Source organism: Brevundimonas sp. P2_A6, from assembly GCF_056404975.1.
This window is the reverse complement of sequence record NZ_JBFUCZ010000002.1, coordinates 86,559-112,613: the sequence shown is the minus strand read 5'-3', so window position 1 is coordinate 112,613 and position 26,055 is coordinate 86,559. Positions and strand designations below refer to the sequence as shown.

25 protein-coding genes are annotated in these 26,055 nt (G+C 68.8%); 14 read left to right on the top strand and 11 right to left on the bottom strand.

Features of this window, described 5'->3' with window-relative positions; genetic code table 11:
- Window positions 1-31 precede the first annotated feature (31 nt).
- Both AC1DW4_RS05975 and mmcB read left to right on the top strand, forming a co-directional pair.
- Window positions 32-559, top strand: a complete 528-nt coding sequence (locus tag AC1DW4_RS05975) for a lipocalin family protein (protein WP_477016337.1) — start codon at window positions 32-34, stop codon at window positions 557-559.
- Window positions 560-652: 93 nt separating this feature from the next.
- Window positions 653-1,096: a DNA repair putative endonuclease MmcB gene (gene mmcB / locus AC1DW4_RS05970; protein ID WP_477016336.1), complete on the top strand. Its 444-nt coding sequence runs from the start codon at window positions 653-655 to the stop codon at window positions 1,094-1,096.
- A 7-nt stretch (window positions 1,097-1,103) separates the two neighbouring features.
- On the opposite strand, the gene AC1DW4_RS05965 is transcribed toward mmcB, so the two are convergent.
- Together AC1DW4_RS05965 and AC1DW4_RS05960 are read right to left on the bottom strand one after the other, a co-directional pair.
- A complete protein-coding gene (locus tag AC1DW4_RS05965) occupies window positions 1,104-1,670 on the bottom strand; it encodes an ActR/PrrA/RegA family redox response regulator transcription factor (RefSeq protein WP_477016335.1) in 567 nt (188 codons plus the stop codon).
- Window positions 1,671-1,769: 99 nt separating this feature from the next.
- Window positions 1,770-3,230 carry an ActS/PrrB/RegB family redox-sensitive histidine kinase gene (locus AC1DW4_RS05960; RefSeq protein ID WP_477016334.1) on the bottom strand — a complete coding sequence of 487 codons (1,461 nt, stop codon included), beginning with the start codon at window positions 3,228-3,230 and terminating at the stop codon, window positions 1,770-1,772.
- Window positions 3,231-3,284: 54 nt separating this feature from the next.
- Here AC1DW4_RS05960 and AC1DW4_RS05955 point away from each other — a divergent pair, with 54 nt between their 5' ends.
- From AC1DW4_RS05955 to AC1DW4_RS05945, 3 genes are all read left to right on the top strand, one after another.
- On the top strand, window positions 3,285-3,908 hold the full coding sequence (locus AC1DW4_RS05955; RefSeq protein ID WP_477016333.1) for an SCO family protein: 624 nt from the start codon (window positions 3,285-3,287) through the stop codon (window positions 3,906-3,908).
- A gap of 212 nt (window positions 3,909-4,120) precedes the next feature.
- Window positions 4,121-5,401, top strand: coding sequence for a polyhydroxyalkanoate depolymerase (locus tag AC1DW4_RS05950; protein WP_477016332.1), 1,281 nt, complete (start codon window positions 4,121-4,123; stop codon window positions 5,399-5,401).
- A complete protein-coding gene (locus tag AC1DW4_RS05945; protein WP_477016331.1) occupies window positions 5,355-6,080 on the top strand; it encodes a M48 family metallopeptidase in 726 nt (241 codons plus the stop codon). Before AC1DW4_RS05950 ends, AC1DW4_RS05945 begins: the two co-directional genes overlap by 47 nt.
- 4 nt (window positions 6,081-6,084) lie before the next feature.
- On the opposite strand, the gene AC1DW4_RS05940 is transcribed toward AC1DW4_RS05945, so the two are convergent.
- The 3 genes from AC1DW4_RS05940 to AC1DW4_RS05930 all read right to left on the bottom strand — a co-directional run bounded on the left by AC1DW4_RS05940 (window position 6,085) and on the right by AC1DW4_RS05930 (window position 9,900).
- Window positions 6,085-8,169 (bottom strand): transglycosylase domain-containing protein, encoded by a 2,085-nt coding sequence (locus AC1DW4_RS05940; RefSeq protein WP_477016330.1) that lies wholly within the window; start codon window positions 8,167-8,169, stop codon window positions 6,085-6,087.
- Window positions 8,170-8,305: 136 nt separating this feature from the next.
- Window positions 8,306-8,914 carry a methyltransferase domain-containing protein gene (locus AC1DW4_RS05935; RefSeq protein WP_477016329.1) on the bottom strand — a complete coding sequence of 203 codons (609 nt, stop codon included), beginning with the start codon at window positions 8,912-8,914 and terminating at the stop codon, window positions 8,306-8,308.
- Window positions 8,911-9,900, bottom strand: a complete 990-nt coding sequence (locus AC1DW4_RS05930; RefSeq protein WP_477016328.1) for an alpha/beta fold hydrolase — start codon at window positions 9,898-9,900, stop codon at window positions 8,911-8,913. Before AC1DW4_RS05930 ends, AC1DW4_RS05935 begins: the two co-directional genes overlap by 4 nt.
- A gap of 123 nt (window positions 9,901-10,023) precedes the next feature.
- On the opposite strand from AC1DW4_RS05930, the gene AC1DW4_RS05925 reads away from it, so the two are divergent.
- Window positions 10,024-11,136: a Rieske 2Fe-2S domain-containing protein gene (locus AC1DW4_RS05925; RefSeq protein ID WP_477016327.1), complete on the top strand. Its 1,113-nt coding sequence runs from the start codon at window positions 10,024-10,026 to the stop codon at window positions 11,134-11,136.
- 116 nt (window positions 11,137-11,252) lie between these two features.
- On the opposite strand, the gene AC1DW4_RS05920 is transcribed toward AC1DW4_RS05925, so the two are convergent.
- The gene (locus tag AC1DW4_RS05920; protein WP_477016326.1) at window positions 11,253-11,906 is read right to left on the bottom strand and encodes a TetR/AcrR family transcriptional regulator; all 654 of its coding nucleotides are present in this window, start codon (window positions 11,904-11,906) and stop codon (window positions 11,253-11,255) included.
- A gap of 180 nt (window positions 11,907-12,086) precedes the next feature.
- Window positions 12,087-13,919 (bottom strand): cation:proton antiporter domain-containing protein, encoded by a 1,833-nt coding sequence (locus tag AC1DW4_RS05915; RefSeq protein WP_477016325.1) that lies wholly within the window; start codon window positions 13,917-13,919, stop codon window positions 12,087-12,089.
- Window positions 13,920-14,080: 161 nt separating this feature from the next.
- Between AC1DW4_RS05915 and AC1DW4_RS05910 the strand changes: the two genes are divergently transcribed.
- The 3 genes from AC1DW4_RS05910 (at window position 14,081) to AC1DW4_RS05900 (ending at window position 18,829) form a co-directional block, all read left to right on the top strand.
- The gene (locus AC1DW4_RS05910; RefSeq protein ID WP_477016324.1) at window positions 14,081-16,201 is read left to right on the top strand and encodes a M13 family metallopeptidase; all 2,121 of its coding nucleotides are present in this window, start codon (window positions 14,081-14,083) and stop codon (window positions 16,199-16,201) included.
- Between the two features lie 106 nt (window positions 16,202-16,307).
- A complete protein-coding gene (locus AC1DW4_RS05905; protein WP_477016323.1) occupies window positions 16,308-17,579 on the top strand; it encodes a pentapeptide repeat-containing protein in 1,272 nt (423 codons plus the stop codon).
- Window positions 17,576-18,829 (top strand): pentapeptide repeat-containing protein, encoded by a 1,254-nt coding sequence (locus AC1DW4_RS05900; protein WP_477016322.1) that lies wholly within the window; start codon window positions 17,576-17,578, stop codon window positions 18,827-18,829. Before AC1DW4_RS05905 ends, AC1DW4_RS05900 begins: the two co-directional genes overlap by 4 nt.
- Window positions 18,830-18,888: 59 nt before the next feature.
- On the opposite strand, the gene AC1DW4_RS05895 is transcribed toward AC1DW4_RS05900, so the two are convergent.
- The gene (locus tag AC1DW4_RS05895; RefSeq protein WP_477016321.1) at window positions 18,889-19,353 is read right to left on the bottom strand and encodes an Hsp20 family protein; all 465 of its coding nucleotides are present in this window, start codon (window positions 19,351-19,353) and stop codon (window positions 18,889-18,891) included.
- Between the two features lie 252 nt (window positions 19,354-19,605).
- Between AC1DW4_RS05895 and AC1DW4_RS05890 the strand changes: the two genes are divergently transcribed.
- The 3 genes from AC1DW4_RS05890 to AC1DW4_RS05880 all read left to right on the top strand — a co-directional run bounded on the left by AC1DW4_RS05890 (window position 19,606) and on the right by AC1DW4_RS05880 (window position 22,479).
- Complete coding sequence (locus AC1DW4_RS05890; RefSeq protein WP_477016320.1) at window positions 19,606-20,436, top strand: class I SAM-dependent methyltransferase; 831 nt, start codon at window positions 19,606-19,608, stop codon at window positions 20,434-20,436.
- Window positions 20,437-20,548: 112 nt separating this feature from the next.
- Entirely contained in the window at window positions 20,549-21,460 is a 912-nt protein-coding gene (locus AC1DW4_RS05885) for a class I SAM-dependent methyltransferase (RefSeq protein WP_477016319.1), read from the top strand.
- Entirely contained in the window at window positions 21,457-22,479 is a 1,023-nt protein-coding gene (locus tag AC1DW4_RS05880) for an alpha/beta fold hydrolase (RefSeq protein ID WP_477016318.1), read from the top strand. Before AC1DW4_RS05885 ends, AC1DW4_RS05880 begins: the two co-directional genes overlap by 4 nt.
- 3 nt (window positions 22,480-22,482) lie before the next feature.
- Here AC1DW4_RS05880 and hisN read toward each other — a convergent pair whose 3' ends face one another.
- Both hisN and AC1DW4_RS05870 read right to left on the bottom strand, forming a co-directional pair.
- Window positions 22,483-23,268 carry a histidinol-phosphatase gene (gene hisN, locus AC1DW4_RS05875; RefSeq protein WP_477016317.1) on the bottom strand — a complete coding sequence of 262 codons (786 nt, stop codon included), beginning with the start codon at window positions 23,266-23,268 and terminating at the stop codon, window positions 22,483-22,485.
- Between the two features lie 92 nt (window positions 23,269-23,360).
- Window positions 23,361-23,747: a helix-turn-helix domain-containing protein gene (locus AC1DW4_RS05870; RefSeq protein ID WP_477016316.1), complete on the bottom strand. Its 387-nt coding sequence runs from the start codon at window positions 23,745-23,747 to the stop codon at window positions 23,361-23,363.
- A gap of 194 nt (window positions 23,748-23,941) precedes the next feature.
- On the opposite strand from AC1DW4_RS05870, the gene AC1DW4_RS05865 reads away from it, so the two are divergent.
- Window positions 23,942-24,196, top strand: coding sequence for a GlsB/YeaQ/YmgE family stress response membrane protein (locus tag AC1DW4_RS05865; RefSeq protein ID WP_477016315.1), 255 nt, complete (start codon window positions 23,942-23,944; stop codon window positions 24,194-24,196).
- A 221-nt stretch (window positions 24,197-24,417) separates the two neighbouring features.
- Here the strand turns inward: AC1DW4_RS05865 and AC1DW4_RS05860 are convergent, their stop codons facing one another.
- The gene (locus AC1DW4_RS05860; RefSeq protein ID WP_477016314.1) at window positions 24,418-25,404 is read right to left on the bottom strand and encodes a 2-hydroxyacid dehydrogenase; all 987 of its coding nucleotides are present in this window, start codon (window positions 25,402-25,404) and stop codon (window positions 24,418-24,420) included.
- A 19-nt stretch (window positions 25,405-25,423) separates the two neighbouring features.
- Here AC1DW4_RS05860 and AC1DW4_RS05855 point away from each other — a divergent pair, with 19 nt between their 5' ends.
- The gene (locus AC1DW4_RS05855; protein ID WP_477016313.1) at window positions 25,424-26,035 is read left to right on the top strand and encodes an SH3 domain-containing protein; all 612 of its coding nucleotides are present in this window, start codon (window positions 25,424-25,426) and stop codon (window positions 26,033-26,035) included.
- Window positions 26,036-26,055: the final 20 nt, after the last annotated feature.

Below are 26,055 nucleotides of genomic sequence, written 5' to 3'. Positions count from 1 at the left end.
AACGCCGATCCCCGAAGAGCCCGTGATGCCCATGACCGACGCCAGAACCCTCGCCCTCGCCGCCGCCGCCCTGTTAGGCAGCGCCCTGCCCGCCGCCGCCCAGGCCACCGACGTGAACCTGGACCAGTTCGACGGCCGCTGGTTCGAGATCGCGCGCAACGACAACGGCATGCAGCGCGATTGCAGCCGGGCCCAGATCGATTTCAACCCGGCCGGGCAGGCCGACCGCTATGCCATCCTGGTGACCTGCACGCGGCGCGAGACGGGGCGGGTGGAGACGTTGCGGGCCAACGCCCGCGTCACCGATCCGGCGACCAACGCCAAGTTCCGCTTCAGCCTGAGCGGTCTGCTCAGTTTCGGTGGGCTGGCCTCGCAGCAGTACTGGGTCTGGGACCACGCGCCGGACTACAGCTGGGCGATCATGGGGCTGCCGAACAAGTCCAGCTGGTGGATCTGGCACCGCAGCCAGAGTCCCTCCGCCTCGGTGCGGTCCGCGACCCTGGCCCGTGCCCGCGCCCTGGGCTTCAACACCTCCAGCCTGGTGCAGACTGGCACCTAATGGCAGCTAACGCTCGCCGCGCGGCGGCTCTCTGCCTGAGCCGCGTCGGCTGTGGCGCTTGAACGCGGAACGCAACCGGAACATAGTGCGGGAATGCCCGCCGCCGCCCACCTCGAACTGGTCTTCAGCCGACCCGAGACGACGCTCGGCGTCACGCGGGGTGCGGCCCGTCTGCTGGCCGACATGGGCTATGCGCCCCTGCTCGAGGTCTGCCTGCCCAACGGCCGCCGCGCCGACGTCATGGCCCTGGGTCGCAAGGGCGATATCGTCATCGTCGAGGTGAAGTCCGGGCTTGACGACTTCCGCGTCGATCGCAAATGGCCCGAATACGCACCGTTCTGCGACGCCTTCTATTTCGCCGTCGCGCCCGAGTTCCCCGACGGCGTCCTGCCCGACGAACCCGGGCTGATCGTGGCCGACGCCTTCGGGGGCGCGATGGTTCGCGATGCGCCGCCCAGCCCCCTGGCCCCGGCCCGGCGCAAGGCCCTCACGATCGCTTTCGGTCGCCTCGCGGCGATGCGGACCCTGAAGCCCTAGCCTAAGCCTATCTGGGTGCCCGCTTGGCCAGGATGCGCTGCAGTGTCCGGCGGTGCATGCCCAGGCGGCGCGCGGTCTCCGAGACATTGTGATCGCACAGCTCATAGACCCGCTGGATGTGTTCCCAGCGCACCCGATCGGCGCTCATGGGATTGTCCGGCGGCTCGGGCGCATCGCCGGTGGCAAGCAGCGCCTTGACCACATCGTCGGCATCGGCCGGCTTGGACAGATAGTCGACGGCTCCGGCCTTGACTGCCGCCACGGCCGTGGCGATGGCCCCATACCCGGTCAGCATCACGATGCGGGAATCGGCGCGGCGGTCGCGGATGGCCTCGACCACCTTCAGGCCGTTGCCGTCCTCCAGCCGCATGTCCAGAACGGCGAAGGCCGGCTGGGTCGCCTTCAGCGCTTCTGTCGCTTCCGCGACCGAGGCCACCGTCGTCACCTCGAACCCGCGCGATTCCAGGGCCCGACCCAGACGCGTCCGCAAGGCCTGATCGTCGTCCAGCAACAGCAGCGAACGATCATCCAGTCCGGCGATCCGGTCTTCGAGATTGGTGGCTGTGGTCGTCATGTCGTCAGTCTCCCTGCGGCCGACATCGGTTGCCGTGCAGCTTGCGTCAACCGGTGCGGCGATGGGTCGCTTGCCGACAGATGGCTCGCGGCCCTGGGTTTAGGCCTGGGCGGCTTCCAGCGCCTTTCGCGGCCAACGCACGGTGACGCGGGCACCGCGGTTCGTACCGGGTCCGCCCTCGCCGTGGCTGACGACGACCTGGCCGCCCGTTCGTTCCAGCAGGGTCCGGGCGATGAAGAATCCCAGCCCCATTCCGCCTTGGCTGGGAATGGCATCCAGCACCGTGGGGGCCCCACGCCCCTTCTTCCCCGGCCGGGCCGCGCTCGCCGCACCGGCCAGCTGCGCCGCCAGGGCCTGGCGCGCCTTGCCGTGGGGCCGGCTGGTCACATAGGGCTCGCCCAGCCTGGGCAGGATGTCGGCGGCAAAGCCCGGACCGTCGTCCAGCACCTCGATCGTGATCCACTGAACATCGGCCGTGCCGAGCACCCGGACGCGGGTCGCGGCGAAATCGGCCGCGTTCTCCACGATGGCCGACAGCCCGTGGATGACTTCGGCCAGGCGCCGGACATGGGGCGCGGCCATGCCGGGCGGGGTGCGCATCTCGACCGAAATATCGAGGTCGAAGCCCAGGTGCGGCTCCACCACCTCGGACAGCAGGGCCTTCAGCCCCACCTCTGTATAGAGTTCGTCCCCGTCCTCGGGTCGTTGCGACAGGCGTTTCAGGATGTCTCGGCACCGGTCGGCCTGCAGCAGCATCAACCGCGCGTCCTCGGCGATCGGGCCGTCCGGAGTGGCCGCGCGCAGAAGTTCCTTGGCCACGATCTGGATGGTCGCCAGGGGCGTGCCCAGCTCATGCGCGGCGGCGGCGGCAAGGCCCCCCAGCGCCGCCAGCCTCTGCTCGCGCTGCAGCACGTCCTGCGTGGTGGCCAGGGCCAGTTCCAGCTTCTCGGCCTCGGCCGCGACCCGCCAGGCATAGGCGGCGGTGAAGACCACGCCGGTACACAGCGCCAGACCGACCCCGAACCGGTAAAGGGCCGGCAGCTCAAGCTCGGTCCCCGACACCCAGGGCAGCGGCATGGACCAGAAGAACAGGGCGGTGGTGGAAACGAACACCATCAGGCCCAGCATCAGGGCCTGACGTCCCGGCAGCGACGCCGCCGCGACGGTCACGGGCGCCACCAGCAGCAGGCAGAACGGGTTCTCCAGACCCCCGGTGAAGGCCAGCAGGGCCGTCAGCTGCAGGATGTCGAACCCCAGGTGGATCGCCGTCTGGCGGCCGTCCGGCAGCCGGCTGTCGGTCTGGCGCAGCCGCGACATGGCCGACAGGTTTACCAGGGCGCTGATGCCGATGACGCTCAGCACCTGCCAGACCGGCAGGGGGAAGTGCAGCATCATGACCAGGACGATGACCGTCGCCGTCTGACCCGCGATGGCCAGCCAGCGCAGGATGATCAGGGTGCGCAGCGACAGGCCGCGCGCGCGCCGGGGCAGGTCTCGCCATCCGGGCGCGCCCTGCGGCGTGTTGGCGACGAACGACGGGTTGGCTTCGCTCTGGTTCACGACGGGTCTATAGACCCTCGCCGCCCCGATGTCGGCCCCGTCCCTGGAGACACGATGCCACGCCGTTCTGTCCTGATGTTCGCCGGTGCCTGTATCGCCATCGCTGCGGCCCTGGCGGCCGTGACCGTGGTCGTGGTGACGGGGCGCGAGCAGGCGGCGGCCGTCGCCGAGGGGTCGGGCACGGGCCAGGCCAGCGTCGGCGGACCGTTCCAACTGGTGAACCAGGACGGCCAGTCGGTCGATCAGACGCTGCTGAACGGCAAATGGAGCCTGGTCTTCTTCGGCTTCACCTACTGCCCCGACTTCTGCCCGACGACGCTGCAGGCCCTGGCGGCCACCAAGGCCCGCCTTGGCGCGGCCGCCGACGACGTGCAGATCGTCTTCATCAGCGTGGATCCGGCCCGTGACACGCCGAAGGCCCTGAAGGAATACCTGACCACCGATGGCTTCCCACAAGGCGTCATCGGCCTGACCGGCACCGAGGCTCAGGTGAAATCCGCCGCTGACGCCTACCGCGCCTATTACCAGAGGGTCGGAAGCGGCCCCGACTACACGATGAACCACTCCCTGACTGTCTATCTGATCGGCCCCGACGGCCGATACCGCTCCGCCCTCGCCCACGATCTGGGCCCGGAACGCTCGGCCCAGCTGATCCAGCGGGTGATGGCGCGGGGATGAAGAGAGGCAGTAGGCAGTAGGCAGTAGGGGTTCGCCGATCCACAGTTCGCTTATTGCGGCTTGCGACAGGGTAGCGCTTCCGGAACTCACGCTACTGCCTGCTGCCTACTGCCTACTGCCTGCTGCCTATTCCCTCCCTTCATAATCCTTTTGCAGTGCAGCGCGTTCTATGATGCGATGCCCGTCTCGGCGGGGGCCGATCACAGGATTCCATGCTCTACGCACTTCACGAGTTCGCCTATTCCTCGGCGCAGCCCTTCCGCATCGGCGCACAGTTCGCGCGCCGCTTCTGGACCTCGCCCCTGAACCCGGCGTCGGACACCGCCATCGGCCGCACGGCCTATGCCTCGGCCGAACTCTTCGAGAGCGTCACGCGCCGCTACGGCAAGCCGGCCTGGGGGCTGGACGTCGTCACCATCAACGACCGCCCGGTGCGCACCACCGAACAGGTGGTGTGGAAAAGCCCCTGGGTCCGGCTGCTGCGGTTCGCGCGCAACATCGGCGACCTGAAGCGGGCGGGTAAGCCCGCCGCCGCCCCCAGCGTCCTGATCGTGGCCCCCCTGTCGGGCCACTACGCCACCCTGCTGCGGGGCACGGTCGAAACCTTCCTTCAGGATCACGACGTCTACGTCACCGACTGGGTCAACGCCCGTCAGGTGCCGATGCTGGAAGGCCGCTTCGACTTCCACGACTATATCGACCACGTCCGCACCATGCTGGCCCAGATCGGCCCGCGCGCCCATGTCGTCGGCGTCTGCCAGCCGGGACCGCCGGTCCTGGCCGCGGTCGCCATCATGGCCGCCGAGGACGATCCGAACCGACCGGCCTCCATGACCTTCATGGGCTCGCCGATCGACGCGCGCCTGTCGCCCACGGTCACCAACCAGCTGGCGGAGGCCAAGCCCTTCGCCTGGTTCCAGTCCAACATGATCCACACCGTGCCCTGGCCCTATCCAGGCTTCGGTCGCGAGGTCTATCCGGGCTTCGTCCAGCTCTACAGCTTCATGTCGATGAACGAGCAGCGCCACACCGACGCCCACTGGGAGTATTTCCGCGACCTGGTCGCCGGCGATGGCGACGGGGTCGAAAAGCACGAGGAATTCTACGACGAATACCTGTCGGTCCTGGACCTGACGGAGGAGTTCTATCTGCAGACCATCGACATCGTCTTCCAGTCACACCTGCTGCCCCGCGGCCTGCTGGAACACCGCGGCGTGCCCGTCGATCTGACGAAGATCGCCGACGTCGGCCTGATGACGGTGGAGGGCGAAAAGGACGACATCTCGGGCGTCGGCCAGACCCAGGCCGCGCATACCCTGTGCACATCCCTGCCGGATGATCGCCGCGTGCTTTACGTCCAGCCGGGCGTCGGCCACTACGGCGTCTTCAACGGGCGTCGATTCCGCGAGGAGATTTACCCCCGCACCCGGGACTTCATCGCCGCCAATGAAAAGCTCTGCGCCGTACCGGACCGGACAGCGGCTGCAGCTTGAGGGCGGGGCTCAGCTTCGACTGAGCGTCAACCCTCGCGCCCGCCGCATCTCGATCCGCATCGACGCCCGGGCGGGCGAAGCGGTCGCCGTGGCTCCGTCGGAGCGACGTCTGCCCGACGCCGTGGCCTTCGCGCGGTCCAAGGCGACCTGGATCGCCGAACGTCTCTTGTCCCGTCCCGGGGGCACCGCCCTCGTGCCCGGCGCGACGATCCCCTTTCGCGGTGCCGTGGCGGTGCTGGAGGGGACCGGCGGAGCGGGGGCCGCACGCCTGGTCGAAGGACCGGAGGGGATGCGCATCGTCTCAGGCGGCGAGGGCGAGGCCTTCGCCCGCCGCGTCGTCAACCTGCTGAAACGCCTGGCGCGCGAGGCCCTGACCGCACGCACCCAGGTCCACCTTGAGGCGCTCGGACAGAAGCCGGTGACGCTCAGCATCAACGACCCGACCTCGCGCTGGGGCTCCTGCAGCCCGATGACGCGATCGATCCGCTATTCCTGGCGTGTCATCCTGGCCCCGCCCGCCGTGCTGGACTACCTCGCCGCCCACGAGGTCGCGCACCTGGTCCACGCCGATCACAGCCCGGCCTATTGGGCCGTCGTGCACCGCCTGGTGGGGGACCACCGACCGTTCCGCGCCTGGTTACGCCAGCACGGGGCCGAACTGCACGCAGTCGGTCGCTGAGACTTCAGAAGAACAGAGGGTTGCTGGGCTTCTCGGGCAGGGGCTCCGCTTCCGGGCGCTGGTCCGGTGGGTCGTCGCGGCGACGGTCGGGCTCGCGCGCGACCGGCCGGTCGTCGGTCGGCTTCTGGGGCTGATAGGGTTCGCCCTGGTCCGGATCGACCGGATCAATGGCGGTGCCGTCTCCGAACGGGTCCTCGACCGCGCCCATCAGGTCGCCGATTGGATCGGGGGCGACCCAGCCCTCGGGCATCGGCGGACCATTGGGGATGGGCTGGACGTTCAGGCGCGGCAGGGCCGCCTCCATGAAGGCCTTCCACATCGCCGCCGGGGCCGCGCCGCCCGTGACGCCGCGCATGGCGGTGTTGTCGTCCTTGCCGACCCAGACGGCGGTGACGAAGCCGCCGGTATAGCCGACGAACCAGGCGTCCTTGTAGTCCGAGGTCGTGCCCGTCTTGCCCGCCAGATCGCGCCCGGCGATCTGAACCGCCCGCGCCGTCCCGCCCGTGACCACGCCCCGCATCATCTGGTTCATGTAGTAGAGCGAAGGGTTGTTGATCGCCTGCCCCGCGTTCGCGTCGCGGCCCGCGCGCTGATAGATCACCCGCCCCTGTGGGGTGCGGATGCGGCTGATGCCATGGGCATCGACCCGCCGTCCGCCGTTCGCGAAGGCGTCATAGGCCGTGGCCATGTCGATGGGCGAGACCTCGACCGCGCCCAGGGCCATCGCCGGCTCCAGCCCGATGCGCGAGCTGATGCCCAGCCGCCGCGCCACGCGGGCCACGCTGTCGCGCCCGATCTGGTCGGCGACGTACGCGGCCACGGTGTTGATCGACTGGGCCAGGGCATTGGCCATGGTCGTGTTGCCGATGAAGTTGCCGGAATAGTTGCGCGGGCTCCAGTTGCCGATACGGACCGGCTCGTCCACCACCGGGGTCTGGGGCGTGTATCCGGCCTCCATCGCCGCCAGATACACGAAGGGCTTGAACGCCGACCCCGCCTGACGCCGCGCATCGACGGCGCGGTTGAACTGGCTGTCGGCATAGGAGGCCCCGCCGATCATGGCCCTCACCCGGCCATCGCCATCCAGGGCGACCAAGGCCGCCTGCTGCACCCCGCGCGAGGCGTCACGCTCCAGGATGCGATGCACCGCCCGCTCGGCCGAGGTCTGCAGCGTCAGGTCCAGGGTGGTCTCGACCACCATGTCCTCGGTCGGCTCCCCGACCAGGCCACGGATTTCCTTGTCCAGCCAGTCGATGAAATATTGCGCGTGCTGGGTCGCCAGGGTGCGCGACACCCGCACCGGTTCCAGCACGGCCGCCGCGCGCTGCTCGGGCGTGATGACGCCGGTCGCCTCCATCTGGTCCAGGACGACGGTGGCCCGCACGGCCGCGCGCTCGCTCTCGGACACCGGCGAGTAGCGCGACGGCGCCTTCAGCAGCCCGGCCAGCAGCGCGGCCTCGCCGACCGTCAGATCCTTGGCCGACTTGTCGAAATACCGCTGCGACGCCGCCTCGATCCCGTAAGCGCCCGCGCCGAAATAGACGCGGTTCAGATACAGGGCCAGGATCTCCTTCTTGGAGAATTTCAACTCCAGCCAGACGGCCAGCATCAGCTCCTGCACCTTGCGGCGCATGTTCTGGTCGGGCGTCAGGAACAGGTTCTTGGCCAGCTGCTGCGTCAGGGTCGAACCGCCCTGCACCACCCGTCCGGCCCGCATGTTGCGCGCCATGGCCCGCATCATGCCGATGGGGTCGAACCCGGGATGGTAGTAGAAGCGCCGGTCCTCGATGGCGATGAAGGCGGCGGGCACATAGTCGGGCAGCGCCTCCAGATCGGCGGGCGGCGCCTGCTGTGATCCCCGCGTGGCGATCAGGGCCCCGTTCCGGTCCAGATAGGTGATCGAGGGCTGGCGATCGATATCGTAAAGCGCCGAGGTGTCGGGCAGGCCGCGCGCGAACACGGCGAAAAAGACGACCAGGAAGATCAGACCCCAGACGGCCAGGACCGATGCCCAATAGATGACGCGTTGCAGCGGGGTGCGCTGCACGCCCGTTCCACCGTTCCTCGCCCCGAAACCCGGACCCGCCATCGATATCCTCAAGCTGTTCCGGCCGTCATAGCCGCTCGCGCGCCCCAGACAAACGCCGTTCCCGTGAATGGCGCATGAAGACCTCACGTCACCGTGATCGGGCTTTCGGTTGAAACGATGGCGCTGAGGTTAACGCTCATCCATCTCGCCGGGCCAGCCAGACGGACCCGCCGGCGGCCCAGACGCCATGCTCGACCTCGAACCCGGCTCCGGCGAGGATCGCCTCGTACTCCGAAGCGTCCAGACTGCCATGATACAGGGGCTCGCCGTGCCACTGACCCATGGCGTGGCCCAACCGATGGCCCGACGAAAACATGATCGTCGCGAGCGGCGCGGCGTGGGCGATGAGCCGCAGCAGGGCGATCCGCTGATCCTCCGGCGTCAGGTGGAACAGGCTGTGCCAGGCCAGCACTCCGGCGAAGGTCCGCTCAAGTCGCAATGCGCGCATGTCGCCCTGGATGAACCGCCCGGACGGCAGGTCCGCCGAGGCCTTCGCGATGAGTCTGGCGGACGAATCCACGCCTGTGACCTGAAAGCCGTGATCCAGCAAAGCCGCCGCCATCGGCCGCCCCGATCCACAGCCGACGTCCAGGATTGCATCGCCAGGGGCCAGCGTCGCCGTGAATCGGTCCAGCCAGAGACGGTCGGCCGTCGTCAGATCGACGCCGCGATCGACGATCCAGTCCTCGGCGCGGCGGTCATAGAGGTCGATGACGTCGGCGGCTGCGCCGACCGGATCGCTCACTCCGCGACGAAGGCGTCGAGTGCCGAATAGAAGGCGGCGGGCTGGTCCAGCATGATGAAGTGGGCGCTGTCGTCGATGCGCTTAAGCTCGACGCCGGGCAGGGTGGCGAACGCGCCCTGATAGATGGCGTCGGTGATCTCGGGGGTCATCCGGGCGTCGTTGAACTTCACGTACAGCACCTCGGTCGGCACGGTGATCCGGGCCAGTTCGGGCGTCAGGTCGGTGACGATCAGCTCGCGATAGGCGGCCGAGGACACCTTCTGGTCGCTGGCTGCTGTGTCCGCCAGCACGGCGGGGCGCGCCTGCTCGTTGTTGACCATGCCCGTGACGGTGGTCGCGGCGGCCGCCTGATAGGCCTCGGGGGGGCTGTTGGCCATGCCGGCATAGACCTGGTCCGCGATGGGGGTCACGCTTTCCACCGTCGCGCCCGGCCCGCCGAACATCGCCCCCATGAAGGGCACCATGTCCACGACCATCAGCTTGCCGACCGCGTCGGGATGGCGCGCGGCCAGCATCATGCCGATCGTCCCGCCCATCGAATGGCCGACCACGACGGGGTGATCCAGATGGTTCTCGGTAATGTAACGGGCGATCTCCTCGGCGACCGGGGCGGCGACGGGTCCCTCGGCATTGCCCTCGGCCGGCGCGCCGGCGAAGCCCTGGATGTGGATCCTGTGGACCCGGAATCCCTCGCCCTGCGGGGCCTGGGCCAGATGGTCGACCGTGCCCTGCCAGATCTCGGGCGAGGAACTCAGTCCGGGGATCAGGATGATCTCACGCACGCCCGGACCCGGTTCACCATCGACGCGGACGTGCAGGCGGTCGGACTGGAAAGCGGCGTGGTGGTGGCCGTGGTCCATGTGCTGGGCGCTCTCGTCCTGGTTCAGGGCATCGAAAACGTCGTCGGCGCGGGCTTCGCCGACCCCGGCGAAGTTGGCCATCAGGCCGATCGCGGCGATCAGGCCGGTCAAAATCTGGCTATCCATGGTCGTGTTTCCTGACAGGTGTCGGACGTCGCGCCGACCTGACTCGAGCCCATGTCGTCACAGATGGGGCGCGCGGATGCGGGCGGAATGGCGACGACGCGATTTTCTTTCTAGAGTGCATGCATGCCCGCAGACAGCGCCCCGATCCAGTCCCCAGAGGCGAAAGCGCCCCCCGCCGCCTTCGGCAAGGGCTTCGTGCTGGACACCTGGTATTTCGTCGCCCTGTCGCGCGACGTCGCGGTCGCCTCGCTGAAGCGCTACGAACTGCTGGGCGAACCGGTGCTGTTGGGCCGCCGGCGCGACGGCGCCGCCTATGCCATGCGCGACATCTGCCCCCACCGCGCCGCGCCCCTGTCGGCCGGGCGGCTGGTCCAGAAACCGGGCGAGCCGGAGACGGTCGAATGCCCCTACCACGGCTGGCGCTTCGGCACCGACGGAGTCTGCGCCGCCATTCCGTCGCTGGTGGATGACCAGCCGTACGAAGCCGACCGCATCCGCGTTCGCTCCTATCCGGTGGCCGAAAGTCAGGGGATGGTCTTCGTCTATGTGCGCGCCGACCCGCGTTCCGACGTCGCGCCCGACCATCCGCCGCCGACCTTTCCCGGCGTGGTCGGTGGCGATGCGAAACTGGTCGAGTTCATGGATTTCGACAGCCACATCGACCATGCCGTCGTCGGCCTGATGGACCCCGCCCACGGCCCCTATGTGCACCAGCAGTGGTGGTGGCGCTCCGAGCATTCGATGCACGAGAAGTCCAAGGCCTTCGAACCCCGCGACCTGGGCTTCGCCATGGTCCGCCACGCGCCTTCGTCCAACAGCCGGGCCTACAGGATCCTGGGCGGTGCCCCGGCGACCGAGATCACCTTCCGCCTGCCCGGCTATCGCTGGGAGCATATCCAGGTGGGAGAAAAGCAGGTCCTGGCCCTGACCTGCCTGACGCCGGTGACCGAGACGAAGACGCGGATCACCCAGATCTTCTGGTCCGACCACTGGGTGTTCGGCATCGCCAAGCCCTTCCTGCGGATGGGCGTCGTCGCCTTCCTCAAACAGGACGGCGGCATGGTGAACCTGCAGAACGAGGGCCTGCGCTACGACCCCGCCCTGATCTGGATCGACGACGCCGACCGTCAGGCGAAATGGTACCAGCAGCTGAAGCGCGAATGGCAGAAAAGCCGCGCCGAGGGGCGCGACTTTTCAAATCCGGTCAAACCGGCGGTCCTGAGGTGGAAGAGCTGATCTGAGAGAGTGGCGAGTGCCGAGTGCCGAGATGCTGCGGGGCTGGAACTGCGTCGCCGCTTCCTTATCAGGCGTTGGACCCACAACCGTCTCGCCACTCGCAACTCGCTACTGCCTTACTTCGTGCTGACCCCTGCCAGCAGCGTGTCCACCTGGCGGCCGATGTGGTCGGCCAGTTGTTCGACCGACCAGCCGTCATAGGCGGCGCGGCGATAGTTCGACAGATAGGCGTCCCAGGTCAGCTCGGTCAGCAGGGCGATGTCCGCATCCTGCTTCAGTTCGCCGGCGCCGATGCCGGACCGCAGGATGTCGCTGATGACGGCCGTCAGGCCTTCGGTCGCCGCGCGCTGGCGGGTCTCGGCGGCGATCGGCTGGAACCAGGACCGGGCGACGATGGCCTGGAACAGGGGCAGCTGGTCGATGGAGCCGTGGTAGCCGGCCGACAGGGCATTCACCAGCCGGTCGCGGGTCGAGCCGTCGCCGGCCCCGTTCCGCATGACCTCGGCCAATCCCGCCATATCCTCGGTCAGGACAGCTTCGAACAGCTCGGCCTTGTCCTGGAAGTTGGCGAAGACCGCGCCGGTCGACATGCCGGCGCCCTTGGCGATGTCACGGATGGTGGCGGGCTCATAGCCGCGCTCGGCGAACAGGCCGCGGGCCGCGTCCAGCACCTTCTGGCGCGTGCGCACCTTTGCGGCCTGGCGGCGGTTGATGCGGGGCTGGCCGGTGGTTTCGGCGGCGGAAAGGGCGGTCGACGCGGACTCACGCATGAACACGATTACTCTGTATGACGCCCGCGATCGCGGTGCGGAACAAGGGACGGCAGGGCTGCGACCGGGTCCGCATGGCCGTTGACGAGGCGCAGCGCGACGACCCAGCCAAGGCTGAGCCCTGAGGGGGAGCCGCCGCTTTCATCACGCAACGATGACCAAAATGGGTCGTGTTTTGGGTTAAGGCCCCGGTGCCGTCCTGACGGTCGAACGCAGCGCCCGCGTGGGACGGTCGCGGCTGCCCTGCGGCGCAGCCGCCTGGAAGACTGCGCGGAAGGCGTCGCGCCGGTCGTGGATCGAGGCCAGGACCAGTCCCATCGGCACACCCAGGTCGACCAGCAGGTTCTCGGCCAGCTGCAGGCTGGCCTCGGTCGTTTCGGGCACGGCATCGGTGACGCCCAGAGCATACAGCCGGACCGCGTGGCGGTCGTCGCGGGCGCGGGCGATGACGATCAGGTCCCGGCGCAGGGCCCGTGCGGCCGCGACCACCTCGTCGACCTTGCCTGGCGCATCCATGGTCACGACCAGGGCGCGGACGGTGTCGATGCCGCACAGGGACAGCATCTCGGCCCGGCCCGCGTCACCGTAGGAGACGTCGTAGCCGTCCTTTCGTCCCGCCGCGACGGCCGTAGGATCGGTGTCCAGCGCGATGAAGGTCTGGCCGTGCTGGGCCAGCATCTCGGCCACCAGCCGCCCGACGCGCCCGAAGCCGACGATCAGAACGTCGCCGGTGCGCGTCTCGGTGACGGGCAGGGTCGCCGGCGGCGCGTCCGCGCGGACCCGGGCCAGCCTCTGGCCCAGCATGGCCATCAGCGGCACGGTGAACATGGAGATGGTGGCCGAGACCAGCACGCCCTGGGTGAAGCCGCGCGCCGCGATGCCCTCCACCATGCCGGTGGTCAGGATGACGAATGCGAACTCTCCGGCGGGGCCCAGAACCAGCGCCGTCTCGACCGCGGCCCGGCTGGACAGGCCCCACATCCGCGCGAGGCCGAAGATCAGCGCCGCCTTGAGGGCGGTCAGCGCCAGGGCCAGGCCGAACACCCCCACCGGATCGGCGGCCACCGCATCCAGGTCCAGCCCGATGCCGACGCCGACGAAGAACACCCCCAGCAACAGACCCTTGAACGGTTCGATATTGATCTCGATCTCGCGGCGATATTCGGTCTCGGCCAGCAGGATGCCCGCGATGAGCGCGCCCAGGCTCATGGACAGACCCGCCGCCTGGGCGGCCACGCCCGCGCCGATCACGACCAGCAGGCACAGGGCCACGAACAGCTCCTGACTGCCGCCCGCCGCCTTCTTCCGGCTTTTCGCCACCGACCGGAACAGGGGGCGCAGGCCCAGCCGTCCGATCACCACGATCAGGGCCAGGCCGATGGCGGCGGGGGCCAGGGTCAGCAGCGCCGGCCCCAGGACCGACGGCGTCAGCTCACCGCCTCCGGTCGCCAGCGCCGCCAACACGGTCACGGTGATCAGAATGGGGGCGACGGCCAGGTCCTGGGCCAGCAGGGCGGCAAACGTGGCGCGTCCGACCACGCCCCTCATGCGTCCCCGCTCGGCCATGACCGGCAGGACGACAGCCGTGGACGACAGCGCCAGCCCCATGCCCAGAACGGCCGCCGAGGCCAGCGACTGGCCCATCAGCATGAACGCCCCGCCCAGCACGACGGCGCAGACGCCGACCTGCATCATGCCAAAGCCGAACACCAGACGGCGCATCGACTTCAGCCGTTCCCACGACAGCTCCAGTCCGATCATGAACAGCAGGAAGGCCACGCCCAGTTCGGACAGCTGCGACAACTGGTCCGCATCGTCGATGGTCAGCCATGCCAGCCAGGGGACGACGGGCGCGAGCCGACCCAGCCCGTCGGGTCCCAGCAGCACGCCGGCGGCCAGGAACCCCAGAACGGGGCTGATCTTCCAGCGACTGAACAGAGGCACGACGATGCCCGCCGCCGCCAGGAAGACGACAAGGTCCTTGTATTCGCCGCCGCCGTGCGCGCCCGTCATCCGTCCTCCTTCTTGAGAAATCCAGCCTAGACCAAGCGGGGCGTGGGCGGGGACGGCTTTCATTAACTTTTTTTAAGACGACAGGTCGCGGGTCGGGCGTAGGGTTCGTCCCAGTCGCCGTCCACGGCGCGTATCCGCTGACGGAAAACCCAGGAAATCCCATGAACAGACTTCTGATCGCCGCCGCTGTCGGCGCGCTGCTGCTCCCCGCGTCCACCGTGCTGGCACAGGAGCACACCTGCGTCGACGAAAGCTGCACCGTCATGTCACTGTTCCAGGACGTGCCCGCGGTCGAGGGCGCGACGGGCTACCAGGGCATCGACGCGCCGAAATACGGGACCTGGGGCTTCGACCCGGCGGGGATGGACACCTCGATGGCGCCCGGCGAGAACTTCATGCGCTATGCCAACGGCGCGGCGCTGGACCGGTTGGTCATCCCGTCGGACCGCACCAGCTACGGCTCCTTCGCCCTGCTGCGCGAGCTGTCCGACAACCGGCTGAAGGTGATGATCGAAGGTCTGGCCGCCCGCACCGATCTGGTCGCCGGTTCGGACGAGCAGAAGATCGCCGATGCCTATCGCTCCTACATGGACACCGACCGGGTCGAGCAGCTGGATGCCCAGCCGCTGCAGCCCTATCTGGCCGCGATCCGCGCCGCCGACACGCGTGAGAAGCTGGCCGCCTACATGGGGGGCACGAACGGCCGCCTGGGCGCCTCGATCTTCGGCACCGGCATCACGACCGACCAGAAGGCCCCCGATCGCTACGTCGTCTCGACGGGCCAGGCGGGCATCGGCCTGCCGAACCGCGACTACTATCTGTCGCCGCTCTATGCGGACAAAAAAGAGAAGTATCAGGCCTACGTCGCCCGGATGCTGGAGATGATCGGCTGGGACAACCCGACCGACACCGCCGCCGCCATCGTCGCCATGGAAACCCAGATCGCCGAGGCCCACTGGACCCCGATCGAGAACCGCAACCGCGATCGGACCTATAACGAATACACCATCCAGCGCCTGGTCGATGAAGCCCCCGGCTTCGACTGGGTCGGCTACTACAACGCCGCGCAGCTGGGCGACGTGCCGCGCATCATCGTCCGCCAGGACACGGCCATGCCCAAGATCGCGGCCATCTATGCCGAGACGCCGGTCGAGACCCTGCAGGCGTGGGAAGCCTTCCACACCGTCGACGAGGCCGCGCCCCGCCTGTCGCGCCGCTTCTCCGACGCCCAGTGGGAGTTCCGCTCGCGCGATCTGTCGGGTCAGCCGGAACAGCGCACCCGCGACAAGCGCGGCATCAGCTTCGCCGAAGGCGCGCTGGGCGAAGCCGTCGGCCGCCAGTACGTCGCCGACTACTTCCCGGCCGAGTCCAAGGCCAAGATGGAACAGCTGGTCGCCAACCTGCGCCTGGCCCTGGGCAACCGCATCGACAACCTGACCTGGATGGGCGACGCCACCAAGGCCGCCGCCCACGACAAGCTGAACAAGTTCACCGTCAAGATCGGCTATCCTGACCACTGGCGTGACTATTCGGCCCTTGAGATCCGCCCCGACGATCTCTTCGGCAATGGCGAGCGCGCCGGCCTGTTCCAGTGGAACTACCAGCTGGCCCGCCTGAACCAGCCCGTCGACAAGACCGAGTGGGGCATGACGCCCCAGACGGTGAACGCCTATTACAACTCGACCAACAACGAGATCGTCTTCCCGGCCGCGATCCTGCAGCCGCCCTTCTTCGATCCGGACGCGGATCCGGCGGTGAACTATGGCGGCATCGGCGGCGTGATCGGCCACGAAATCGGCCACGGCTTCGACGACCAGGGCTCCAAGTCCGATGGCAACGGGGTCCTGCGCAGCTGGTGGACCGCTGAGGACCGGGCGAACTTCGACGCCCTGACGACCCGTCTGGGTCAGCAGTACGACCAGTTCGAACCCCTGCCGGGCTATCACGTCCAGGGTGGCCTCACGATGGGCGAGAACATCGGCGACGCGGCCGGCACGGCCGTGGGGCTGGAGGCCTATCACCTGTCGCTGAACGGGGCCCAGGCTCCCGTCATCGACGGCTTCACCGGCGACCAGCGCTTCTTCCTGGGCTGGGCGCAGGTGTGGCAGTCCAAGTCGCGCGACGACGCCCTGAAGCAGCAGGTCGCCACCGACCCGCACAGCCCGGCCGAGTTCCGCGTCATCGGGCCGCTGCGCAATGTGGATGCCTGGTACACGGCTTTCGACGTCCAGCCGGGCACCCACTACTACCTGACGCCCGCCGAGCGCGTTCACCTCTGGTAGGTCGAAACGGCAGCCGCCCCTTCGCCTTCGGCGGAGGGGCGGCGATGCTGTCGGAAACCCCGGTTTCCGAAACCCCGTCTTAAGCGGACTGTCCCATGATGGGACCATGTCAGGGGTTTCCGAAGGCGTCGTCAGACGCCGCATCAGCCAGCAGGAGCTCGACGCCATCTGCGCCCGGCACGACCGGCTGTGGCAGGCGCGGCCCGGCGGCGCGCGCGCCGTCTTCGCCTGGATGGACCTGTCGGGCCTCAATCTGAAGGGCCGGAACCTGGCCGATGCGGACTTCGCCGCCGCCTGCCTGATCGGGGCCGACCTGACCGGCGCGCGTCTGGATAACGGGTCCTTTTTCGGCGCGGACATGCAGGACGCCATTCTGGTCGACGCCTCGCTGCGCCGCGCCGACCTGCGTGGCGCCTGCCTGCGCGGGGCCGACCTCTCCGGGGCCGACCTGTTCGAGGCCGACCTGCGAGAGGGGGCCATCGCCTCGGCCGACAAGACGGCGGGCTTCCGCATCGTTGAGGCCCAGAGCCGCAACACGACCCAGGCCCAGGGCGCCAGTCTGGTCGGTGCCAACCTGCAGCGCTCGCGCCTGTCCGGCATCGCCGCCCAGTCGGCCGACTTTTCCGACGCCATCATGAAGGACTGCAAGCTGGTCCGGGCCAATCTGAAACAGGCCTGTTTCCGGGGTGCCGATCTGGCCGGGGCCGACATGTCCGGCGCGGATCTCACGGGCGCGGACATGCGCGACGCCGTGCTCGTGGGTGTCACGTCCTCGATGTGGCGGACCGACGGCGCCAATCTCGACGGTGCTCTGACCGACAACCGGTCGGCCGGCGAACCGGTCGCCCAACTGCCCGCCGCCGAGATGCTGCACGAACACGCGATCTGGTGCGAGAGTGGCGGTTCGGAGGGTCAGCCCTCCGTCTTCGACCACGTCGATCTGCGCGGTCTGGGGTCGATCACCGGCCTGAACCTGACGGCGCTGTCAGCGCGCGGGGCGGTCTTCTATGGCCTGAACATGGAGGGGGTGCAGCTTCAGGGCGCGCATCTGGAGGGGGCCGATCTGCGCTCCACCAATCTGAAACGCGCCGACCTGCGCGGAGCCCGTCTGACCGGCGCGCGGCTGAACGGGGCGGACCTGCGCGAGGCGCAGCTCGGGCCCCTGATGATCGGACCGGAGCGCCTGCTGCCCGCCGACCTGACGGGGGCGATCCTGCGGTCGGCCGATCTGACGGGCGCGGACCTGCGCCGGGCCGTGATGGTTCGCGCGGATCTGACCCGGGCCAGCCTTCATGGTGCCCAGACGCGGCACGCCGTGCTGACCGACGCCGTCATGGCCGGCGTCAGGGGATACGAACTTCAGGGTGAGACGGCATGAGCATGGTGCGCAGACGTCTGGGGCAGGGCGACTTCGACCTATTCGCCGCCGCCCACGAACGCTTCGTCGCGGGCAAGCCCGGCGGGCGCAAGCTGTCGCTGAAATTCGTCGACCTGACGGGCGTCAGCATGGCCCATCGCGTCCTGGACGACGCCGACTTCTCCGGCTCGGTGCTGGAAAACTGCAATCTGGCGGGCGCGCGGCTGGAACGGGCGGTGTTGTTCGGCTGCGACCTGCGCGGCGCGGACCTGACGCGCGCCTGTCTGCGCCGCGCCGACATCCGCGGCACATGCCTGCAGGGCGCCAATCTGTCCGAGGCCGACCTGACCCAGGCCGACTTCCGCGAGGGGGTCATCGCGGTCCCGCACGAGACGCGGGGTCTGGCCTCCGCCCGGCACGAGACGCGCCAGGGCATCGCCGACGGAGCGACCTTCTCGGGCGCCACCCTGGATGGCTCGCGTTTCGACGGCGTCAGCGCCTGCAAGGCCGACTTCACCGATTGTTCGATGCGCGGCGCGATCCTGAACGGTGCGAACCTCAAGGACGCCGACCTGTCCGGTGCCCTGCTCGAAGGCGCCGACGTCGGCGGGGCCAATCTGGCCGGTGCCCGCCTGTGCGGCGCCATTCTGACCGGGGTCGAGATGGGCCGCGCACGCCTGGACCGCACCGATACCACGGGCTGTATCCGCGCGCCCGACGCCGCCGCCGTCGCCCGGGCGGACGTGCTGTATCAGATGGCGCTCGACGCCAACGCCTGGGTCGAGAGCGGGGGGGCTCTGGGCGGTCCCGCCACGATGGACGGCGAGGATCTGCGTCCGCTGGGCGATCGACTTAAGGGGCTGTCCTTGTCGGCGCTCAGCGCCAAGGGCGCCTGTCTGGCGGGTCTGGACCTGCGCGGCGTCGCGCTTCAGGGCGCCGGCTTCGACGGTGCCGACCTGCGCGGAGCGCAGCTGGGCCAGGCAGACTTGCGGGGCGCGCGGTTCGGCGGCGCGCTGATGACGAAGGCCGATCTGTCCGGCGCCGACCTCGGCCCCTTGCCGCTGGGCCCGTCCCGCTCGGTCCCCGCCAATCTGACGGGCGCGCGGATGCGGTATGCCGTGCTCCGCCGCGCCGATCTGTCGAAGGCGGTGCTTGTGCGGGCCGATCTGTCCGGCGCGGACCTGACGCAGTGCCTGACCGAGGGCGCGGATTTCACCCAGGCCTGCCTGGATCGGGCCTCGGGCGTGGCCGAGACCCAGCACGCCGCCTGACGCGAAAAAGGGCGGCCCCGGAAAGGACCGCCCCCGTTCAGTCGCGAAGGCGGGACGGCTTACGCCGCCTTGCCTTCGATCAGCGCCGCCGATCCGCCGGTCGCGATCTCGATGCGCCGGGGTTTCAGGGCTTCGGGCAGTTCACGCTTCAGGTTGATGGACAACAGGCCGTTGTCCAGACCCGCCTCGGTCACCACCACATAGTCGGCCAGCTGGAAGCGGCGCTCGAAGTCGCGCTCGGCCAGGCCGCGGTGCAGATAGGTGCGCTCGGCGCCGGCATCGTCGTTGGCGGTCTTGCGACCGGTGACGGTCAGCAGGTTTTCCTTGACCTCGATGTTCAGTTCGTCGGGCTTGAAGCCGGCGACCGCGATCTCGATGCGATAGGCGTTCTCGCCCGTCGTCTCGATGTTGTAGGGTGGCCAGCCCGTCTCCTGACTGGTGCGCGCTGCGCTTTCCAGCAGGGTGGCCAGGCGGTCGAAGCCCACGGCGGAACGATAGAGGGGGGTGAAGTCGATGGTACGCATGTCGATCTCCTGATCATCAGCAAGATTGAGCCCTCCCTGCGTTTTGCGCCCGGGACGGCGGTGGGGATCAGTCCGTCCGGCCCCTGTCGGGCGCCGGATGGCCTGCGAAAGCCCGGTGACCGGCGCTCTCGGAGGAAGAAGTTGGGATCGCGCCCTGCGGCGTCAAGGGGGCCGGACTGGCGGAAACGTCACTTGCCCGCGCCCGGCCGCCGCCTAAGGTGCTCGCCACTTCAATCATCTCCGGAGACACCCATGCGCCGCCTGACGCTGTCCCTCGCCGCCCTCGCCCTGATGGCCGGTTCCGCTGCGGCTCAGGACACGGCCTTGCCAACCCTGAGTGAGACCCCGGCCCAGCGGGTCGCGCGGCGTGAGGCCATGCAGCCGCCCGTGCTGCAGGAGGACGAACAGCTTCAGGCCGCGATCGGCGCCGACACCCGTCCCGCCGCCGACGTGGCGCGCGACGTCTATCGCCATCCCTATGAGACCCTGACCTTCTGGGGTCTGACGCCGGGAATGAGCATCGTCGAGATCGAGCCGGGCCGGGGCGGCTGGTGGAGCGCGATCCTCCAGCCCTACGCGGCCGCGACCGGGGGCACCTATACGGCCGTCAATCGTCCGCTGGAGAGCATGGGCGTGGCCGATGGATCGGCTGATCTGATCGTCGTCGCCCGCGCCTTCCACAACTGGCAGCGCGCCACGCCGTCGCGCACCGGCCCCTATCTGGCGGCCTTCTTCAAGGCGCTGAAGCCCGGCGGCATCCTGGCCGTCGAACAGCACCGGGCGGACGAAGGGCTGAACGCGGCCGTCACGGCCCCGACCGGCTATGTCTCCGAAAGCTACGTCATCCAGGCGGCCCAGGCGGCCGGGTTCGTGCTGGAGGGCCGCAGCGAGCTCAACGCCAATCCCAAGGACAACCACGACCATCCGTATGGCGTCTGGAGCCTGCCGCCGACCCGCGTCAGCGCCCCCCGCGAGGGTGTCGCCACCGATCGCCCGACTCCCCTGACCGAGGCCGAACGCGCGGCGCTGGACGCCATTGGCGAGAGCGACCGCATGACGCTGCGGTTCCGTAAACCCGGCTGACGGACCCGGACTCTTTCCGTCACGCCCAAGGCTTTGACGTGCCTGACGAAGCCCTCTAATCCAGCGGCGTCCGGCACGTTTGGTCGTCGGGGCGGCAGGGCGCGGATTGTTGATGCAGGATCGGAGGACGCCTCGATCATTGGCCGTGTCGCGCCGCGCGATGCTGTCCGGCATGGGTGTCGTCTCCGTTCTGGGTCTGGCCGCCTGCGGCAGGAAGACCGAGACGAAGGCCGATCCCGAAGCGCCCACCGGCCCGCCGGAAGGATCCCTGGAATGGGCCATCGCGGGCTCCTGGCGCGCGTCGGACCGGTCGCGCGACGCTTGGCGCCATCCCCTGGAGACGCTTCGCTTCTTCGGCCTTCAACCCGACATGACGGTGGTCGAGTTCTGGCCCGGCGGGGGGTGGTATACCGAAATTCTGGCCCCGTATCTGCACAAGGGCAAGGGCACCTACTATGCCGCCGGGTTCGCGACGGGGCCTGGGGCCGATCCGGCCCAGATCGCCCTCAACGCCAACTTCGAACGCCGCTTCAGCGCCGACGAACGGCTGTATGGCGAGGTCAAGTTCAGCCAGTTCGGCGCGACGACCGGCCCGGTCTGCCCGGCGGGCGAGGCCGACATGGTCCTGTTCATGCGCAACATCCACGCCTGGATGGCCGCGGGCATCGCGGAAAAGGCCTTCGCTGACGCTCATGCCGCCCTGCGACCGGGCGGGGTCCTGGGCATCGAACAGCATCGTCTCGCGCCCGATCAGGATCAGGACCCGGCCGCCGCCAACGGCTATGTTCAGGAAGCCTTCGTCAAACAGCTGGCGGCCGAGGCCGGCTTCGTCTTCGTGGCCTCGTCCGAGATCAACGCCAACGAGGACGACACCAAGGACCATCCCTTCGGGGTCGAGACCCTGCCGCCGCGCCTGGCGACCTCGGCCCCCGGCAGTCCGCCCGACCCCACTTTCGACAGCACCAAATACCGTGAGATCGGCGAGAGCGATCGCATGACCTTGAAGTTCAGGAAGCCAGAGTGAACCGCGCCGCCGCCTTCGCCGCCAATGCGCCCCTGATGGGGGTTCCCGGTGCCGCCGCCCCGCCGGGAGGGACCGGCGACTGGTTCCGGGGGGCGGGGGGCCTGCGGCTGCGCGCCGCCTTCTGGACGCCGTCGGCCCTCGTCGCCGCCCGACCGCGCGGCACGGTGATCCTGAGCCCGGGCCGTACCGAGCCGATCGAGAAATATTTCGAGGTCATCGGCAACTTCCTGGCCCGTGGCTGGTGCGTCCTGGCCCACGACTGGCGCGGTCAGGGCCTGTCCGCCCGCCTGCTGCCCGACCGCCTGAAGGGCCACGCCCGCGCGGTCGAGGAGTTCCTCGACGACTATTCCCGGCTTCTGGACGCCTTCGAGGCGCGCGCGCCCAAGCCCTGGATCGCCGTCGGCCATTCCATGGGCGGCACGCTGAACCTGCTCAGCCTCGAGGCCGGGGAAAGCCGCTTCGCCGGGGCCATCCTGTCCAGCCCCATGCTGCGCATCAAGACCGGCAAGCGGTCGATGTGGTCGGTCAAGCTGGCGGTGCGCTGGAACGTGCGTCACGGCAAGGCGGGGGACTTCGTGCTGGACGATCCGGACGATCCCTTCGACCACACGTTCGAGAAGGACGCCCTGACCACCGACGAGGGCCGCTACGAAATGTGGCGTCAGCAGCTGTATGCCTGCCCGCACCTGGCGGTCGGCGGCCCGACGTGGGGCTGGCTGGCGTTCGGCATCGACGCGGGCGAGCGTTCGCTGAAGCCCAAGGCGCTGAAATCCGTCACCATTCCCTGCACCATCGTCCAGTCGGGCGAGGACGATCGTGTGTGGAAACAGACCAACCGCTGGGCCGCCAAGCGGCTGGGGCGCGGCCGCTATGTCGAGGTTTCGGGCGCCAAGCACGAGATCATCATGGAGACGGACGACCTCCGGGCCGTCTTCCTGCACGAGTTCGACGCCATGGCCGACTATGTCTCGCCGGTGAACGATCTGGCGCCACCGACCGCGGCGGTCGAAGCGGTTTAGGGGCTACCGCGCGCCGCGGCGAAACGCGACCAGGGCCTGTTCGCGCACGCGGGGGTCGCCGACCGCGATGATCCGGCCGTCGCCGTTGACCGGCCCGCCCGACCAGCTGGTGACCTCGCCGCCCGCAGCCTCGATCACGGGGATCAGGGCCGACCAGTCCCAGACCTTCAGGCCGGTCTCGGCCACCATGTCGATCCGACCCATGGCCAGCATGGCATAGGCATAGGCGTCGCAGCCGTAGCGGGCCAGCCGCGCCGCCGCCATCACCTGCGTCCAGGCCCCCAGCTCGGGCGCGGTGAAGATTTCGGGGGCGGTGGTGGCGATGACCGCATCGGTCAGCTTCTCACACGCCCGCACCCGGATGGTCTTCGTCCGACCCCGGCTCATCAGCACGGCTCCGGACGGGCCGCCCAAAAAAAGTTCGCCGATGTACGGCTGGGAGATGGCACCGACGGTCGATCGTCCACCGACCCGGAGTGCAATCAGGGTCGTCCACATCGGCAGGCCCGCGATGAAGGCCCGCGTGCCGTCGATGGGGTCCAGGATCCAGACGTGTTCTGCGTCAGGTCGGTCTTCGCCATACTCCTCGCCGATGACCCCGTGGCCGGGATACCGGGCCGCGATCAGCTGACGGATCGCGGCTTCCGCCTCCTTGTCCGCTTGGGTGACCGGATCGAAGGCCCCCGGGGCGGCCTTGTTCTCCTCGGCATAGTCGCCGCGAAAGAAGGGCAGGGTCACGCGGGCGGCCTCGGCGGCCAGTTCGACGGCGAAGGATTCGAATTCGGTCATGGGAGGGGTTAGGGATTAGGGACTAGGGATTAGTCAAGGGTTGCCCCCCGTGTCGTCCCCGCCTCACTTCCCTAATCCCTAATCCCTACGACCTAGGACGCGATCGCGTCCCCCTCGGTGTTCAGCGACTTGGCCAGGTCCAGCAGGCGGCGACGTGGCCGTTCCCCCAGCTGGTAGTAGGCCTGGATCAGGTCGAGGGTTTCCTTCCTGGAAAACATCTCCCCGCCGTTGGCCCCGGCGGTCTCCCTACGTTCCATGGCCTCGGTCAGGCCGTCGTAGAAATAGCTGATCGGCGTCTCCAGCGCTTCCGACAGCTGCCACAGGCGGGCGGCCGAGATGCGGTTGGCACCGCATTCGTATTTCTGGATCTGCTGAAAGCGGATGCCGACCTGGATGGCGAGCTGCTGCTGCGTCAGCCCCAGCAGGCGGCGACGGCGGCGCAGGCGGCGCCCCAGGTGAAGGTCGATATCGGTGGCCATTTGCCCAGTCCCCTTGATCTAGCGGGCTGTGCCAAAGCGGCACGGCTCGCCCGGGATGCCGCAATCACCATGCCGCCTTCGCGTGACGGGCGAGCGACCGTGCCGAAGCGGGAGACCAACAATCTTTCACGCCACGCAACCAGCGTTGCCGCAGCGCATTATCAGGCCACCTCTGCTTTGGAAGGAATGGAACTATGGGTCTCGGAATCATTGGCTGGATCATCATCGGCATCGTCGCCGGCTGGCTCGCCGAAAAAGTCATGGGTCGTAATCACGGCCTCGTCACCAACCTGATCGTCGGCGTCGTCGGCGCCCTGCTGGGCGGCTGGATCGCCGGCAACCTGCTGGGTATTCCGGTCGGCGGCTTCAACATCATGACCCTGCTGGTCGCCTTCCTCGGCGCCTGCCTGCTGCTGTTCCTGTTGGGACTGGTCAAGCGTCGCGCCTAAGCGCTTCTGACACGATCATCGACGAAAGGGCGGTCCGCAAGGGCCGCCCTTTTCTTTTGGGCGCTACTGCTCGCGACGCGGTCGCTCGCTGCTTGAGCGCCTCGTCCTGGTCTCGCTACTGCTCGCGACGCGGTCGCTCGCTGCTTGAGCGCCTCGTCCTGGTCTCGCTACCGCTCGCGACGCGGTCGCTCGCTGCTTGAGCGCGGGTGTTGGTCTCTGGGCTACAGCATCGCCGGAATGACGCGGTCCGGCGGCCGGTGCCCGTTCTGGAAGGTCATGACGTTCAGGATCACCCGGTCGCCCATGTCCTGGCGCGCCTCCAGCGTCGCCGACCCCAGATGCGGCAGCAGCACCACGTTCGGGTGCCCCAGCAGCCCCGGATGGATCGCCGGCTCGTTCTCATAGACGTCCAGCCCGACCCCCGCGATCCCGCGCCGCGCCACGGCCTCGGCCAGGGCCGCCTCGTCGATCAGTTCGCCCCGCGCCGTGTTGACCAGGATCGCGTGCGGCTGCAGCCGGGCCAAGCGTTCGCCGCTCAGCAGATGGTGGGTCTCCTTCGTCGCCGGACAGTTCAGGCTGATCAGGTCCATGCGCGACAGCATCTGGTCCAGGTCGTCCCAGTAGGTCGCGCCCAGCTCCTCCTCGATCCGGGGGCTGACGGGCTTCCTGTTATGATAGTGGACCTGCAGGCCGAACGCCTTCGCGCGACGCGCGAGCGCCTGTCCGATCCGGCCCATGCCGACGATCCCCAGCCGCTTGCCCCACAGCTTGCGCCCGCACATCCATGTCGGGGTCCAGCCTTCGAACTTGCCGTCCGCCACGACCTGGGCGCCCTCGACGATCCGGCGGCTGACGGCCAGGATCAGGCTCATGGCCAGGTCGGCCGTGTCCTCCGTCAGGACGCCGGGCGTATTGGTGACGATGATCTGGCGCGCGACCGCCGCATCGATGTCGATATGGTCCACGCCCGCGCCGAAGTTGGCGATCATCTTCAACTGGTCGCCCGCGCCCGCGATCAGGTCGGCGTCGATCTCGTCTGTGATGGTCGGAACCAGGACGTCGGCGCGCTGGACGGCGGCTTCGAGCGCCGCGCGGTCGAACGGAATATCCTTCAGGTTCAGCTCGGCGTCGAACAGCTCGCGCATCCGCGTCTCGACCGCGTCCGGCAATCTTCTGGTTAAGACGACCTTAAGGCGGGCGTTGGACATAGGAGCCTTGGGTTTTTCAATGGGCGACCGCGCCGGTCTGCCCGCCTGCGACGGGTCTATACCGGTGTCTAGCAAGTCTTCTGGCCGCGTCCAAAGCCTCTCGCGCCGGATTGCCGCCCTGGCGGCCGTCCTGGCCTGCGCCGTGGTGGCCGGGGCGGGCGCGACGATGCCGGACGGACGCCCCACGCCGACGGGGCTCGAGGTCCCGCGCTGGGTCTCGCTGAAGTCGTCCCACGTCCGCGCCCGCCAGGGGCCGGGGCTGGATTATCGCATTCTGTGGGAATACCGCGCTGCCGGCCTGCCGGTCCAGGTCATCGCCGAGACCCGCGAGTGGCGCATGATCTGCGATCCCGAACATGGCGTGGCCTGGATACACCGCAGCGTCGCCTCCGGCCGACGCGGAGCCTTCAACGGGACGGATGTCGAGGTCGCCGTCCATGCCGGCCGCAATGCCCAGTCCCCCGTCCGCGCCCGGTTCAGCCCCCGGTCGGTCGTATCCCTGGACGAATGCAAGGACGGCTGGTGCCGCGTGCGGGCGCACAAGCTGAAGGGCTGGCTGCCCCAAGGGTCGGTCTTCGGCACCCAGCCGACGGCCCAGTGCGATGCACGCCGCGGGGTGGGCGAGGATTAGACACCGATCTTCTCCCTCCC

What these genes read in the sequence shown, in the direction of transcription:
- AC1DW4_RS05975 (WP_477016337.1), top strand. Translation starts at nt 32, where the DNA reads ATGACCGACGCCAGAACCCTCGCCCTCGCCGCCGCCGCCCTGTTAGGC.
- mmcB (WP_477016336.1), top strand. Translation starts at nt 653, where the DNA reads ATGCCCGCCGCCGCCCACCTCGAACTGGTCTTCAGCCGACCCGAGACG.
- AC1DW4_RS05965 (WP_477016335.1), bottom strand. Translation starts at nt 1,670, where the DNA reads ATGACGACCACAGCCACCAATCTCGAAGACCGGATCGCCGGACTGGAT.
- AC1DW4_RS05955 (WP_477016333.1), top strand. Translation starts at nt 3,285, where the DNA reads ATGCCACGCCGTTCTGTCCTGATGTTCGCCGGTGCCTGTATCGCCATC.
- AC1DW4_RS05950 (WP_477016332.1), top strand. Translation starts at nt 4,121, where the DNA reads ATGCTCTACGCACTTCACGAGTTCGCCTATTCCTCGGCGCAGCCCTTC.
- AC1DW4_RS05945 (WP_477016331.1), top strand. Translation starts at nt 5,355, where the DNA reads ATGAAAAGCTCTGCGCCGTACCGGACCGGACAGCGGCTGCAGCTTGAG.
- AC1DW4_RS05940 (WP_477016330.1), bottom strand. Translation starts at nt 8,169, where the DNA reads ATGGCGGGTCCGGGTTTCGGGGCGAGGAACGGTGGAACGGGCGTGCAG.
- AC1DW4_RS05930 (WP_477016328.1), bottom strand. Translation starts at nt 9,900, where the DNA reads ATGGATAGCCAGATTTTGACCGGCCTGATCGCCGCGATCGGCCTGATG.
- AC1DW4_RS05925 (WP_477016327.1), top strand. Translation starts at nt 10,024, where the DNA reads ATGCCCGCAGACAGCGCCCCGATCCAGTCCCCAGAGGCGAAAGCGCCC.
- AC1DW4_RS05920 (WP_477016326.1), bottom strand. Translation starts at nt 11,906, where the DNA reads ATGCGTGAGTCCGCGTCGACCGCCCTTTCCGCCGCCGAAACCACCGGC.
- AC1DW4_RS05915 (WP_477016325.1), bottom strand. Translation starts at nt 13,919, where the DNA reads ATGACGGGCGCGCACGGCGGCGGCGAATACAAGGACCTTGTCGTCTTC.
- AC1DW4_RS05910 (WP_477016324.1), top strand. Translation starts at nt 14,081, where the DNA reads ATGAACAGACTTCTGATCGCCGCCGCTGTCGGCGCGCTGCTGCTCCCC.
- AC1DW4_RS05905 (WP_477016323.1), top strand. Translation starts at nt 16,308, where the DNA reads ATGTCAGGGGTTTCCGAAGGCGTCGTCAGACGCCGCATCAGCCAGCAG.
- AC1DW4_RS05900 (WP_477016322.1), top strand. Translation starts at nt 17,576, where the DNA reads ATGAGCATGGTGCGCAGACGTCTGGGGCAGGGCGACTTCGACCTATTC.
- AC1DW4_RS05895 (WP_477016321.1), bottom strand. Translation starts at nt 19,353, where the DNA reads ATGCGTACCATCGACTTCACCCCCCTCTATCGTTCCGCCGTGGGCTTC.
- AC1DW4_RS05890 (WP_477016320.1), top strand. Translation starts at nt 19,606, where the DNA reads ATGCGCCGCCTGACGCTGTCCCTCGCCGCCCTCGCCCTGATGGCCGGT.
- AC1DW4_RS05885 (WP_477016319.1), top strand. Translation starts at nt 20,549, where the DNA reads ATGCAGGATCGGAGGACGCCTCGATCATTGGCCGTGTCGCGCCGCGCG.
- hisN (WP_477016317.1), bottom strand. Translation starts at nt 23,268, where the DNA reads ATGACCGAATTCGAATCCTTCGCCGTCGAACTGGCCGCCGAGGCCGCC.
- AC1DW4_RS05870 (WP_477016316.1), bottom strand. Translation starts at nt 23,747, where the DNA reads ATGGCCACCGATATCGACCTTCACCTGGGGCGCCGCCTGCGCCGCCGT.
- AC1DW4_RS05865 (WP_477016315.1), top strand. Translation starts at nt 23,942, where the DNA reads ATGGGTCTCGGAATCATTGGCTGGATCATCATCGGCATCGTCGCCGGC.
- AC1DW4_RS05860 (WP_477016314.1), bottom strand. Translation starts at nt 25,404, where the DNA reads ATGTCCAACGCCCGCCTTAAGGTCGTCTTAACCAGAAGATTGCCGGAC.
- AC1DW4_RS05855 (WP_477016313.1), top strand. Translation starts at nt 25,424, where the DNA reads ATGGGCGACCGCGCCGGTCTGCCCGCCTGCGACGGGTCTATACCGGTG.